The organism is Paenibacillus sambharensis (genome assembly GCF_003233845.1).
In the GTDB taxonomy this organism is placed as follows: Bacteria; Bacillota; Bacilli; order Paenibacillales; family Paenibacillaceae; genus Paenibacillus_I; species Paenibacillus_I sambharensis.
In genome coordinates this window covers 1-15,552 of the sequence record NZ_QKRB01000062.1, presented here as the reverse complement: position 1 = coordinate 15,552, position 15,552 = coordinate 1, and the positions used below count along the sequence as shown (strand labels likewise).

3 protein-coding genes are annotated in these 15,552 nt (G+C 58.1%); all 3 read left to right on the top strand.

Going from position 1 to position 15,552, the window contains the following annotated elements; genetic code table 11:
- Nucleotides 1-2: 2 nt before the first annotated feature.
- The gene (locus DNH61_RS25435; protein WP_111149772.1) at nt 3-4,574 is read left to right on the top strand and encodes a non-ribosomal peptide synthetase; all 4,572 of its coding nucleotides are present in this window, start codon (nt 3-5) and stop codon (nt 4,572-4,574) included.
- A gap of 27 nt (nt 4,575-4,601) precedes the next feature.
- On the top strand, nt 4,602-7,709 hold the full coding sequence (locus DNH61_RS25430; RefSeq protein ID WP_220036961.1) for a cyclic peptide export ABC transporter: 3,108 nt from the start codon (nt 4,602-4,604) through the stop codon (nt 7,707-7,709).
- Nucleotides 7,710-7,762: 53 nt separating this feature from the next.
- Nucleotides 7,763-15,552 (top strand): non-ribosomal peptide synthetase (locus DNH61_RS25425; RefSeq protein WP_146241168.1); only part of this gene is annotated, 7,790 nt, incomplete at its 3' end.

Here is a 15,552-nt window from a genome sequence, read left to right as displayed (position 1 = left end):
CGGTGAAAGCGGCAGTCGAGAATCAATTGTTTGAGCTTACGCATGCCCAGAAGCGAATCTGGTATATGGAGCAAATCTACAGTGGACATGCCTTCCACAATCTATCCTTCCTGGTTCGGTTCCAAGGATTAGTTCAGGAGCAGGCCCTTGAGCAGGCCATCAATCACTTTGTCCGCCAGCATGCCGCAATCCGGTACAGAATGGTGGAAAATCAAGGTGATGTGCGGCAGTACGAAGAACCGTACCACCCGTTCCCGGTTGACCGGTTGGATTTGTACGGCGCTTCAAACCCTGCCGCTGAGTTTGTACAGTGGGCCGGGCAGGAGGCATCACGCCCGTTCGCCTTGAACGAAGAGCCGCTGTTCCGTTTCGTTATCGCCCGTCTAAGTGACGAGGAGAGCGGGATGTATGTCAAAATCCATCATATTGTGGGAGACGGCTTCTCCTTTCAGCTCATAGTCGATCAGCTGTACGGCATTTATGAGCAGTATGCGGCGGCAGGCAGCGCGGACGAGCTGGAGCTTCCCGATTATCTTGGCTACATCGGCCAGGAGCAGGCTTATCTGGAGTCGGGCCGGTTCCTGAAGGACAGGACATTCTGGCTGGAGCAGTTCGCAGCGCTTCCGGAGTGGACGGCAGCCAGCTCGAACCGTCTTGAGGGCCGCAGGCGGACCTTCTTTCTGGGCCAGGAACAGACCGGCCGCGTGAAGGAATGGATCAAGCAGCATAACAGCTCGGTTAATACCTTGTTTACTTCCCTCTTCATGATTTATATGCATAAGTTTTATGAACAGCAGGACCTCGTGATCGGCACCCCAGTATCCAACCACACGATGAAATTCAAGCAAGTATTTGGCATGATGACCAGCACGATGCCGCTCCGGCTTCAGATTGATGATGAAGCCATGGCATCAGCCGCCTTTATCCAGAAGGTGGACCGTCAGCTTCAGAAATGCTACAAGCACCAAAAGTACCCCTATGATCTGCTAGTCAATGAATTGGAACTCAAGAAACATGACATTGAACAGCTTCTGCCCTTCTCAGTCAACTACTACCACTTTCAGCTCAATCAGGATATTGCGGGTATTCCTACACTCCCGCAGGAGATATACTCGGGCTCCCAAATTTACTCGCTGCAGCTGGTCATTTCGGAATGGCACCCGGAGCGCGGTATGCAGCTGGACTACGATTACAAGACCGCCGACTACTCGGAAGAGGAAATCGGGCTGCTGCACGAGAGCATCCTTACGCTGCTGGAGCAGATTCTGTCGGCGCCGGAAACCCCGTTGTTGGAGCTGAAGCTATTGAGCAAGCCCCGCGAAGAGGAGCTTGTCTACAGCTGGAACAGCCGGACGGCTGCCTACCCGCAGGGCCGGACGGTGATCCAGCTCTTCGAGGAGCAGGCGCTCCGTACGCCGGTACGCACGGCAGTGGCCGAAGCCGGCGGGGTGGCCTGGACCTATGATGAGCTCAATAAGCGCGCGAACAGAATGGCGGCTTATCTACGGAAGGTGGGCATCGGCCGCGGAAAAATAGCAGCAATCATGGCCGGCCATTCCGCCAACACCGTAACAGCCATTCTTGCTGTTCATAAGGCGGGCGGAGCCTATGTTCCGGTTGATCCGGCCTACCCTGCCGACCGGGTGCAGTATATGCTGGGCACCTCGGAGGCGGCTGTACTGCTTACCGATATGAACCTCAGCGGGAAAATATCCTACAGCGGCCCGGTTATCCGGCTTGATGACGACAGCCGGTTCGCAGCGGAGGATGACGCGAACCCGGTACACGTAAACGAGCCGCAGGATTTGGCTTATGTCATCTTCACCTCTGGCTCTACCGGAAGACCGAAGGGCGTTATGATCGAGCATCAGGGGCTGACCAATTATATCTGGTGGGCCAGGAAGGTATATACCGACCCGAATGGCATTGAGATATTCCCGCTCTATTCATCCCTTGCCTTCGACCTGACGGTCACATCTATCTTCACACCGCTCGTGGCGGGACATCAGATTATCGTTTATCCGGAGGATGAGCATGATTTTGCTCTCTACCGCATTCTGCGTGATAACCGGGCCACCATCATCAAGCTTACGCCATCGCATCTCGGCCTGTTCAGGGACATGCAGCTTGAGGGCTGCTCAGTCAAGAAGTTAATTGTCGGAGGGGAAGATCTCAAGATCGCATTATGTCGGCAGATTCACCATCAGCTTAAGGGGGATATTCGCATTTTCAATGAATATGGGCCTACAGAAACGGTGGTAGGCTGCATGATTTATGAGTTCGACGCGGAACGGGATCAAGGCGCATCAGTGCCAATCGGGGTCCCGGCTGACAATGTGCAGATCTATGTGCTGGACAGCCGGCTGCAGCCGGTCAGTGTGGGAGCGTCGGGTGAAATGTACATCTCCGGTGACGGAGTGGCACGGGGCTATATGAACCGGCCGGAGCTTATGGAGGAGAGGTTCCTGCCCAATCCTTTTGTTCCGGGACAGCGCATGTACCGGACCGGTGACCTAGCCAGATTTGGAGCAGATGGCAATCTCCATTATCTGGGACGAACGGACCATCAGGTCAAGATCAGGGGCTACCGGATTGAGCTGGCCGAGATTGAAAAGCAGCTGCTGCTTCACCCGGATGTGAAGGAAGCGGTTGTGATTGATCTCGAGGATGAGAGCGGCAGCAAGGCGCTGTGCGGCTATATTGTTCCCAGAGTTGAGAACGGACTGGCAGCTGCAAGCCCGGAAGCAGCCTCTGTCATGGACAGCGGCCTACGCGGCTGCTTGTCGGCTGAACTGCCGCAGTACATGATTCCGCAGCACTTCGTCTACCTGACGGAAATTCCGCTTACCGTCAATGGCAAGGTGGACCGCGCCCGTCTGCCGCAGCCTGCCCCTGCCGCCAGCGGCGCAGAAATGGTGGATGCCTGCTCACCGCAGGAGGAAGCCCTTCTGACGGTTGTACGCGATGTGCTGGGAAGCCATGAGCTTGGGCTTGGCCATAACTTCTATCATGCGGGCGGCGACTCGATCAAGGCCATACAAATTTCCTCCAAGCTTGCGGAGCGGGGTTACAGGCTGAAGGTGAAGGACATGCTGACCTCCCCGCTGCTGACCGACATGGCACGCCGGATAGAGACGATTCAATCCCTGCAGCCAGCGGGGCAGCAGCAGCCGTGCAGCGGCGCTGTGGAACCGGTACCAATCACGTCCTGGTTCTTCGCGCAGGCCTTCGGCGAACCGCATTATTACCATCAATCCTTCCTGCTGCGCTTGAAGCATCAGGTGACAGGCGGCGAGCTGCGTACGTGGCTAAATGCGCTTATCGACCGCCATGACAGCCTGCGTATGAATGTCAACCTGCAGCGGAATGAGCTGTTTTACAATGACCGGCACAGGAGTCCGCACCCTGAGAAGCTGCTCACCGAAGTGGATTTAAGCGGCTTGCCTTACGAAGAACAGTCAGCGGCTATCGAGGACATCAGCCGTCAGGTGAAAGCCTCGCTTGATCTCCAGCATGACCTGCTGTTCCGCGGCTGTTTGTTCGGACTTGGAGAAGGGGAGCAGAGACTGCTGCTTACCGCCCATCATCTGGTCATTGACGGCGTATCCTGGCGGATCCTGCTCGAGGATCTGCAGCGCATCATGGGCGGAGCTGCTTCCGGGCAGGCGGCCGGGCTTAAACCGAAGACAACCTCTTACCAGGAGTGGGCACAGGCCCTTAACCGGCTGTCCGCGGCAGAGCCTCATAAGGAGGAAGAGATATGGACGCAGGAGCAGTGGTCCGGGCAGCTGCATCCGCCCGTTCGCATTCCCGTCGACAGGGCAGACGGCGGAACCCTGCTGGGGGAATGTGATACGGTGCGTATCTCACTCGGCGAAGAGGAGACTGTGAAGCTGACGACGGATGCGAACAAGCCGTACCAGACCCGTACATTAGAGCTGCTAATATGTGCTCTTACCCGTTCGCTCACCCGCTGGACTGGCGGGGAGGAAGCCGTTGTCATGCTGGAGGGCCATGGCCGGGAGGATGTGCTGGACGGCATCGACTTGTCGGAAACGGTCGGCTGGTTTACGACCATGTACCCGGTTCGTCTCCGCCGGGAAGGCGGGGACCTCAGCTCGCAGATCAAGTCCTGCAAGGAGCAGCTTCGCCGCATTCCGCACAACGGCTTCTACTACGGCATCCGTCATTACATGCCGCCGCACCCTGCATTGGTAATGGAGGAGCGGCAGCTTGTCCGGTTTAACTATCTCGGCGAGCTGGACCGGGCATTCGACACCCCGTATTTTGAACTGTCGGGTGAGAGTCACGGTCCCGACACGGGAGAAGGCAATCCGCTAACCTGCCTGGTAGACATCAATGCTTACATAACCGGCGGAAGACTGCAGCTGGACATCGGCTACAGCACCGGGCAGTTCAGACCGGAGACCATCCGTTATTTTGCAGAGCATCTGGAGCAGGGCATAAGGGATATCATCCAGCACTGCGTACTTACGGAGCAGGTGGATTTTACGCCATCCGATTTCGGGACGGTCAACATCTCGCAGGAAGACCTGGACTTGTTGTTTGAGTAAGGAATCGTTCACAAGAGGAGTGTTAGTGTGAAATACCTGAGGTTAACCGGGAGTATGCTGCTTGCCGTCATCCTGCTGGCTCCGGTCCTGATGATGGCGGGAGCCGGCAGCTCTGTATCTGCCGAATCGGCGGCAGCCGCTGTGCTGCCAGCGGAGGTGACGGCAGATATTGAGCATGAGATCAAGCGGTTTATGGACCAGGGCCAGATTCCCGGCATGTCGGTTGTTATTGTCCGCGGAGAGGATGTCGTGTACAGCAAGGGGTTTGGCTATGCAGACAAGGAGGCTGAGCGTCCTGTCACGGACAGCACATTCTTCGAGCTTGGGTCCACGAGCAAGGCTTATACGGCTCTTGGCGTGCTGAAGCTGTCTGATGCCGGATTAATCAAGCTGGACGAACCCGTCCAGACCTATCTGCCATGGCTTGAGCTGACCTACAAGGGTGAGAAGCAGGCGGTAACCCTGCGGCAGTTTCTGCATCATACCAGCGGTATTCCTTTCCGGACCATTGACGATATACCGGCTTTAAGCGGTGATGATGCGCTGGAGAAGACGGTCCGGACGCTAACGGACACTGAGCTGGAGCATGAGCCGGGCAGCCGGCACCTGTACGCGACCATTAACTATGACGTGCTTGCCCTGGTGATCGAGAAGGTCACAGGCCAGAGCTTCGAGCAGTATATGTACAGCGAAATTCTGCAGCCGCTGGGCTTGAATAATACGTACCTGTCCCGGCAGGACGTGCCGGAGGGCGGCATGGCCACGGGCTATAAGCTGCAGTTCTTTGGTGAATCAGCGTATGATGCACCGGTCTACCGCGGTAATACAGCCGCCGGCTACTTCATCTCGAATGCTGGTGATATGGCTGAGTGGCTGAAGATTCAGCTGGGAACGGCCGGGCTCACGAAGCAGCAGCAGAAGCTCGTTAACCGCTCTCATGTGCCGAACCGCAGCATTCAGCCGAATGCCGATGGCTCATCGTATGCTATGGGCTGGTCCGTCTACCAGGATGGCGGCGGAGAACTCTCCCATGACGGCAGCAACCCGAATTTCTCCTCGTATGTCGGCATCCGTCCGGAGGAGAAGGTTGGCGTAGCCGTGATGGCCAACATCAATTCAACCTATGCCATTGCCGCGGGCCAGAGCGTTCTGAACGTGATGATCGGCAAGGCGCCGGTTGAGCGGGCCAGCGATATGTTCAAGGATCTGGACCGGACCTCGGCCGCCGTTATATTGATTGCGCTGCCCCTGGCACTGCTTACAGCCGGATTCTTCATCCGGTCGATCGCAGAGGTGTTGTCCGGGAAGCGCAGGTGGAAGAATAGAGGCTGGACCGGAGTGGCTGCGATAGCTGCCTCTCTGCTGCTGCTTGGCCTGTTCGGCTACTGCCTGTATCTGGTGCCGGATGTATTGTTCTCGGAGCTGTCCTGGAACTTCGTCCGGGTATGGGCGCCGGACAGCCTGTACTATGCCATTCTGGCCATAGGTGCTTCGGCCGTGCTGTTCTTCGTGTATTCGCTGTTTACGTACTTCATGGCGAAGCCGAACGACAAGGCGATTTTTAATCTGGCGATTCTGAGCATATTCAGCGGACTTGGCAATGCCTTCATTATCTTCACCATCAACGTTGCCCTCGGCAGCAATGAGCGGGAATTCCAGAGCAACCTGTTTATTTTCTTCACACTCGGCATTTTGGTCTACATAATCGGACAGCGTATTATCCGGACGAACCTCGTCTCGATTACCAATGACATTGTCTACAACAAGCGGATGGAGCTGATCGGACGAATTCTGAAATCCCCGTTTTACAAGTTTGAGGAGATTGAGGGGGGCAAGATTCATGCCGGTCTGAACAACGATACGGAGACGATCAGTGATTTTGCCAACACCTTTATTACCGGCGTGACGAGCCTGATCACCTTGATCTGCTGCTTCGTCTACCTGGGCATCATCAACTGGATGGGGCTACTTGCAGCGCTGGGCATTATTGCCCTCTGCGTCGGTCTGTACATTGTGGTCGGCATGTCGGCCAACAAGCTGTGGGGGGAAACAAGGGACATTCAGAATGTCTTCTTCCGCTACATTAACGATCTGGTGCAGGGCTTCAAGGAGCTGAGCATGGACCGCAAGAGGCGGCGGGAATTCCATGCGGATATTCAGGACAGCTGTGAAACGTACAGGGATAAACGCAAGCAGGCCGAGTTCAAAATCGCAGGCGCGTTCGTCATCGGCGAGTTGCTGTTCACCCTGGTTGTCGGCAGCATCGCCTTCCTATTCCCGCTGATGTTCCGGTCCATCGAGATGGATGCCGTGCGCAGCTATGTGTTCATTTTCCTCTATATGATGGGGCCGATTCACTCGATACTGAATGCGGTGCCGAATGTGATCCAGATGCGGATCAGCTGGAACCGGATTAATGATCTGATCAAGGAAGTATCGGCGGTTGAGACGATCGAGGCTGAAGCAGGAAGGGACGCGCATACGGGTCCTGTTCATATTGAGCTCCGCAACCTGTGCTACAGCTACGGCGGGGAGAATGGGGAGAGCTTCTCGGTTGGCCCGATTAACTATGAATTCCGGTCGAATGAGGTTGTGTTCATTACAGGCGGCAACGGCAGCGGCAAGTCAACGGTTGCTAAGCTGATTACCGGCTTGTACGTGCCAACCTCCGGGGAAATCCTGCTGAACGGCAGCAGGGTAACGGCCTCAGAGCTCGGCAGCTGCTATTCGACCATATTCAGTGACTTCTACCTGTTTGAGAAGCTCTATGGCGTGGATGTCCAGGCCAAGCAGCATGATATTGAGCGGTACCTCAAGCTGCTGAAGATTGACGGGAAGGTCGCGGTTCAGGACGGCAAATTCAGCACGATCAAGCTGTCTACCGGACAGCGGAAGCGGCTGGCGCTGCTGCTCAGCTATCTGGAGGACAAGCCGGTGTGCCTGTTTGACGAATGGGCGGCGGACCAGGACCCGGAATTCCGGCAGTTCTTCTATGAATCCTTGCTGCCCGAGCTGAAGCAGCGCGGGAAGTGCATTATTGCTATCACCCACGATGACCGGTATTTTGAACTCGCCGACAAGATGATGAAGATGGAGTTCGGCATGGTCATGCAGCTGGAGGCAGCCGCCGTATAGAGGGGTCTGGCTGAATATATCATTAAGGTTTATCTATTGGGGGGTCCCGGAACATGGCAGTCATGAAGCTGGAGAAGACGAATGTAGAGGATATGTTGCCGCTGACGCCGATTCAGCAGGGAATGCTGTTTCATTATCTCAGCGAGCCATGGAGCGGGCATTACATCGAGCAGCTCAGCCTGCGCCTTGAGGGGGACATTGATGTCCCGCGGCTGAAGGAAGCCTGGCAGACTGTCTGCGCGAACAATGAGATGCTGCGTACGGTATTCCGCTGGGAGGGACTCGATAACCCAGTTCAGATCATATTGAAGAGCAAGGAGCTGCAGGTGACCGTGCATGACTGCACGATGCACAGCGGCGAACAGCAGGAGCAGGCTGTGCGGGAGGTTAAGGAGGCCGATCTGGCGCAGAAATTCGACCTGCGGCATGAGGTCATCCGGATCAACGTCTGTCTGACAGGACGAGAGAGCTGTGAGCTGGTTATCTCGAACCATCACATCATCTACGACGGGTGGAGTACAGGCATTCTGCTCCGTGAGTTCCTCGACTGCTACGACCGGCTGACGGCGGGACTGGCGCCTGAGCGTCCGGCGAACAAGAGCAGCTTCAGGCAGTACGTTCAGTGGCTCGGCAGGCAGGACAAGGAGGCGGGACTGCGATACTGGCGCACGGTGACAGCGGACCATGACAGTCTTTCTCTGCTTCCGCAGGACCCGGGCATGAAGAGTGCGGCGGGAGAGAATGAAGACAGCTATGCTGCGGCTTATGTCTTTGACTGCGCGGGCGATCTGGCTGAGCCGGTGAAGCAGTGGGCTGCCCGCCATGAGGTAACAGCGGCGGCGGTGTTCTATACCGTGTGGGGCCTGCTGCTCAGCAGGTACAACCGCCAGCATGAGGTGCTGTTCGGCACCACCGTATCGGGCCGGTCAGGCGAGATTCCCGGCATGGAACAATCGGTTGGACTATACATTAACACACTGCCGCTGCGTGTAAGCTGCGAAGCCGGCGATACGCTGCTGGATGTGGTGAAGCGGGTGCATAACCGGCTGATCGAGCGGCAGGAGTATGAATATGTGGCGCTCCAGGATATGATGGCAGACCGCGCGGAGCAGGGCGGCGAGCTGTTTCAGTCCCTGGTCGTGATGGAAAATTATCCGCTGGACCGCGTGCTGAACGCAGCGGAACGAGCCGTGCGAATCGCTTCCTACCAGATGCATGAGCGGACGCATTATGACTTCACGGTGCAGATTACCGCCTTTGGCGGCGAGGCGCCGGAAGTGCAGTTTACCTATAACGAAGCGCTGTTCAGCAGCCGGACGGCGGTGCGGATTGCCGGTCACTTTCGTCATGTGCTCAGACAGCTGACAGCAGATCCTCAGCTTGAGGCCTCTCTCCTTGAGCTGGTACCGGAAGAAGAGAAGCTGAAGCTCCTGCAGGAGTTCAGCTATGGAGGCCGGATGGACTGGACAGAGGATGAGTCCAAGTCAGCTGCGCCTTGTCTCCACGCCGGTCTGGAGCTGCAGGCTGCCCGCCTGGGGGAGAGAACTGCGCTGGTATATGGCGACGGCAGCCTCACTTACGGCGAGGTGAACCGGCGGGCGAATCAGCTCGCGAGGAAGCTGCAGGGGATGGGCATAACACGCGGCACTGTCGCTGCTGTTCGAATGCACCGCAGTCCTGAGATGATCATCGGCCTGCTGGCAATTCTCAAGGCGGGCGCGGCTTACCTGCCTGTGCTGCCGGAATTCCCGGCTGAACGCGCCGCTTATATGCTCGAAGACAGCGGAGCATCGCTCGTGCTGACACATATGGCAGCAGCGGCAGCAGACAATTCAGCTTGCGCGCCGGAAGGCATCAGGACGCTTAACCTGGATGACCCGGCGCTTTACGAAGGGGATTCCTCCGACCTTGACACGCCGGTCAGCGGGGAAGACCTGGCTTATATCATCTACACATCCGGCTCTACAGGCCTCCCCAAGGGTGTGGCCGTGGAGCACCGCAGCGCATTCAACACACTGCAGGCGATGCAGCGGATTTGTCCGCTCGGGGAAGAGGACACTTACCTGCTGAAGACGACCTTTACCTTTGATGTCTCGGTCTGTGAGCTGTTCGGCTGGTTCCAGGGAGGCGGCAGGCTGGCCATTCTTGAACCGGAAGGCGAGAAGGAGCCGGCGAGGTGGATGGCGGCAATCCGCAACTTCAGCGTGACGCATGTCAATTTTGTCCCTTCTCTGCTGGCCTTCATGATGCAGGAGCTGCCGGACCAGCAGCTTGAAGATCTGCGCTCGCTGCGCTATGTGCTGGCTGCCGGGGAGGCGCTCAAGCCGTCCCTGGCCGAAGCAGTGCATACCCGTCTTCCGCATGTCAGGCTGTTCAATCTGTACGGCCCGACCGAAGCGGCTATTTATGCGACCTGGCACGAGGTGAAGCAGGACGGACTGCGGTCCTCCAGTGTGCCGATCGGCAGGCCTCTCGATAATATGCATATTTACATTCTTGATCACGAGGGCGGGCTGTGTCCGGAGGGGGTTCTCGGTGAACTGTGCATCGCGGGTGTCGGCGTGGCGAGAGGGTACCTGAACCGTGACGATCTGACGGCGGAGAGGTTTATGATTGATCCGGTCGGACAAGCCGGACGCATGTACCGCACAGGCGATCTGGCCAGATGGCTGCCGGACGGCACGATTGAGTACGGCGGCAGAACAGATTACCAGGTCAAGGTAAGAGGGTACCGGATCGAGCCGGGCGAGATTGAAGCCTGCCTCGCTGCCCATCCTGCCGTTAAGGAAGCGGTCGTTATTCACCGGACTAACAGCCAGGGTGAAGCTTATCTCTGTGCGTTCTTTACAGCTGAGCAGCAGCTAGATACCGCCGAGCTGCGTGCCTATACATCCCGGGAGCTGCCCGCCTATATGATACCGGCGTACCTGGAACAGCTGCCGGAGCTGCCGCTGACGCTAAGCGGCAAGATCGACCGGAAGGCGATGCCTGAGACGGATCATCAGCCTGGGACCTCAGCCGGTTATGAAGCGCCGGTCAACGATGTGCAACGTATTTTGGTGCAGGTATGGGAAGAGGTGCTCGGCACCAAGGGTATCGGCATCAGCCATTCCTTTATCGAGCTGGGCGGCGATTCGATCAAGGCGATGAAGGTTGCGTCCCGCCTGATGAAATACGGCTATCAGGCAGAGATCAAGCATATCCTGCTGCACCCGACAATCCGGGACTTAAGCGCCCATGTAACTGGGATACGGCAGCAGGCCATCCAGAAGGCGGAGGAGGGCATCGTCAGGCTGACCCCGATCCAGGAGCTCTTCTTCCGCGGGGTGCAGACAGACCGTCATCACTTTAACCAATCCTTCATGCTGTGCGCGGAGGAGAGGCTCGATATATCCTGTCTCCGTCGTGCGCTGGATGAGCTTGTCCGGCATCATGACGCGCTGCGGATGGTATTCCGCATTCATGATGGCAAGGTGGAACAGGTGAACAGGCCAGTTGATAGCGGCGGATGCGACTTTGCCGTGATCAGCCTAATCGGAGACCGGGAAGCGGAGGCCCGTATGACGGGACTTGCGGATGAATGCCAGGCAGGCATGGATCTGGAGAAAGGCCCGCTGATGAAGGCCAGACTGTTCCAGACAGATGCGGGCGACCATCTATTGCTCGTCATCCATCATCTCGTCGTTGACGGGGTGTCATGGCGGATCATTATGGAGGACCTGGCGGCTGTCTATACGCAGCTTGTTAAAGGCGAGGCAGCGAATCTGGGTCGGCGTACGGCATCCTTCCGGCAGTGGTCGGACAGCCTGCATGCGTATGCTTCCTCGGAGCGGCTGGCAGGCGAGGCGGACTATTGGCGGACTGTTGAGGGGACGCCTGTCCAGCCGCTTCCTTTTGTCGACCGTAAGGCTGGCGGAACTTCTAATCGCATGGGCGATACCCGAATGCTGACCACAACGCTAACCGAGAAGCTGACAAGCAGCCTGCTGCAAGATGTGCATGCCGCTTATCATACGCAGGTTGAGGACTATCTGCTTGCAGCGCTGGGCTCCGCATTCAAGCGGGTTACCGGACTTGAGCGTCTGCTTCTTCATCTGGAGGGCCACGGGCGGCAGGAGATTATTCAGGAGCAGCCCGTACTTCGGACAGTAGGCTGGTTTACGTCCATGTACCCGGTCATTCTGGAGCTGGCCGGTCTGGACTATGACCGTTATGATGTGACGCTGCCGGACCATATCCGGCAGGTCAAGGAAACCCTGCGGCAGATTCCGCATAAGGGAATCGGCTATGGGGTGCTGAAATACTTATCCCCTCCCGAGCTTCGAGAGAAGGTTTCTTTCCGGCTGCAGCCGGAGGTCAGCTTCAATTATCTGGGGCAGTTTGACGACGACCTGCGGCAGGGCCCGTTCACCTTGTCGCCGGTTTCGCCGGGACGGGAGACAAGCCCTAAGCTTGAGCGCCAGTCGGTTCTGGAGATTTACGGTATGGTGAAGGGCGGCTGTCTGGAGCTGAACTGGGTGTATAACAAGCATCAGGTTCCGGCAGAGGTGATGCAGGAGCTGTCCAGCCGTTATCTGCAGGAGCTGCAGATGATGATCGAGCATGGTCAAGCTGTGAAGCAGGCCCTCCGCACGCCATCGGATTTTCCATACGCCGCACTCAGCATGGCGGAATTGGATGCGCTGACAGACCGTTTCCGCAGCAGGCAGCAGGAGATGGCCAATCTCTACAAGCTGTCCCCGCTGCAGGAGGGGCTGCTCTTCCATGACAGGCTGGACCCGGATTCCAGCGCCTATGTACAGCAGATCGCACTCCGGGTGGCGGGTGCTGCGGACGTCCAGCGTCTGGACCGGGCCCTTCAGGAGCTGTTTGCACGGTACGAGGCGCTTCGCACGCAGATTATCTATGAGCAGATAAGCAGGCCGCATCAGGCTGTGCTGGAACAATTAATTTCGCCGGTCCGGGTAGCGGATTTGCGCAGTCTGACGGAGGAGCTGGAGCAGGAGCAGGCCATCGCGGATTATATGAAGGCTGACCGGATGCAGGGCTTCCAGCTGGACGGAGAGCCGCTGCTCCGGGTAACCGTCTTCCTGCTTCGTGATGACAGCTGGCATCTGCTGTGGACGTACCATCACATTATAATGGACGGCTGGTGTGCCGCCTCGCTGTTTAAGCAGCTGTTTACGCTGTACCGGGACGGGGAAAAGGCTGTTCTTGAACAGGCAGCTCCGTATGGACGCTATATGGAGTGGCTGAATGGTAGGAAGCAGGAGGAAGCGCACCGTTTCTGGAGCGGATATCTTGCAGGCTATGAGGAGCGGGCAGGCTTCCCGCGCAGAACGGCAGGTCCAGCTTCGTATGAGCCGGGCGAGCTGCAGCTGCTGCTGTCCACGGAGCTGACCCGGCGGCTGGAGGAGACGGCAAGGCGCCATCATACGACCTTGTATACCGTATTCCAGGCCGCATGGGCGATCATGCTGCAGCGCTACAGCGGCAGCCGTGATGTGATGTTCGGCTCTGTCGTGTCGGGTCGTTCACCCGAGGTTGAAGGCATCGAGCATATGGCGGGACTGTTCATTAACACCGTTCCGGTGCGGGTCTGCACGGGGGAAGGCGACCGGTTCTGCGATCTGCTGGACCGTATGCGGCGGATGAACGCGGAGGCAAGCGCTTATGAATACTGCCCGCTGGCGGAGATTCAGTCTCTCGCGGATGTGAAGCAGGAGCTGATCAATCACCTGCTAATTTTTGAGAACTACCCGCTTGATATGGAAGCCATTCAGGGAACGGGCGCTGCAGAGCAGCTCGTAATCCAGGATATTCAGGTGGTGGAGCAGACCAGCTATGATCTCGATGTGACGGTCATTCCGGATGAGCATCTGCTGGTAAAATTCAGCTTCAACAGGCAGGTCTACGACCAGCAGCTGGTGGAGCAGCTGGCAGCTCATCTGCAATATATAGCCGAACAGGTTACCGAGAGCCCGGAGATCGCCGTGCATGCGATCGAGCTGATGACGGAGGAGGAGAAGAAGCGGCTGGCCGCAGCGTTCAACGCGACCGATGCCGTCCTTCCGCAGAAGACCGTTCATGAGCTGTTTGAGGCACAGGCGGCACGGCTGCCTGAGGCGGCTGCTGTACTGTTCGGCAAGGAGCGGATCTGCTATGCCGAGCTGAATTCTCGCGCCAACCGCCTGGCCCGGTACCTGCTAGCGCAGGGAGCAGGCAGGGAAGAGCTGGTGGCGATTGTCATGGACCGTTCACCGGATATGCTTACGGCGATTCTGGCCATATGGAAAGCCGGCGGCGCTTATGTGCCGGTTGATCCGGGGTACCCGGCTGCCCGGCAGCAGACGATTATCCGCGAATCGGGCGTCCGCTTCCTGATCGGAGTCTCAGAGTCGGTTGGGGGGCTGGGAGCAGAGATCCTGTCGATGCGCCTGATCCTGCTCGACTTGGAAGAAGCGGAGATTGCCAGGGAACCGGAAGCTAATATCGGACTTCAGATCAAGCCAAACCAGCTGGCGTACGTCATCTACACCTCCGGCTCAACCGGAACGCCGAAGGGCACGATGATCGAGCATGCGGGCATGCTCAATCATATTCTGGCGGAGATTGAGGAGCTGGAGATCACGGAAGGCACGGTGCTGGCGCAGAACGCCAGCCACTGCTTCGACATCTCGGTCTGGCAGTTCATCGCCGCGCTGACCGTTGGCGGGGTGACGGCGATCTATCCGAACGAGCTCGTCCTGGAGCCGGCGCAGTTTATAGAGCGGATTATCAAGGACAAGACCGCCATTCTAGAAGTCGTGCCTTCCTATCTCAGCGTCATGATGGACTTCATGGAAGACACCGGCGTCCGGCTGCCGGACCTGAAGTACCTGATGATCACCGGGGAGACAGTGAAGCCGGCGATGGTGCGGCGGTGGTTCGGGCTGTGCCCGGACATCCGGATGGTGAATGCCTACGGCCCGGCCGAAGCGGCAGATGACATCAGCCAGTATGTGATGGACAAGCCGCCGGAGAGCGAGCCGGTGCCGATTGGCAGACCGATCCGCAATATGCGGATCTACATCGTGGACGACCAGCTGCGGCTGTGTCCGGTCGGAACAATCGGCGAAATCTGCGTCTCGGGCATTGGGGTGGGACGCGGCTACCTGCGCGACCCCGAGCGGACAGCGGCGGTATTCCTGGAAGACCCGTTCAGGGAAGAGGAGGGCGTGCGGATGTACCGGACGGGAGACCTCGGACGGTGGCTGCCGGACGGCAATATCGAATTCTACGGCCGGAAGGATTATCAGGTGAAGATCCGGGGCTTCCGGATCGAGCTGGGCGAGATCGAAGCCCGACTGGTCGAGCATGTAGGGGTGAAGGAAGCGGTCGTGCTGGATGTGGAGGATGGGCAGGGCGTGAAGCAGCTGGCGGCGTATGTGACAGCCGCGGGCGAGGCGGCGCCGGAGACGGCGGAGCTGAAGGCATACCTGGCGCGGCATCTGCCGGAGTATATGGTGCCGGCATCGGTGCAGGTGCTGGCGGAGCTGCCGCTGTCGCCAAACGGCAAGATCGACCGCAAGGCGCTGCCGAAGCCGGAGCTGGCCTTGGGCGGCGGCATGGCGGGAGGCCCGCCGCGCACGGAGACGGAGCGGAAGCTGGCGGCGATTTGGCAGGAAGTGCTCGGCGTAGTGGAAGCAGGCCGGGAGCAGTCGTTCTTCGAAGCGGGCGGCCACTCGCTGAAGGCGATGACGCTGGTGTCGCGCATCCACAAGGAGCTGGGCGCAGAGCTGCCGCTGCGGGAGGTGTTCGCCCGTCCGCTGCTGCACATGCAGGCGGCATACATCGACCAGGC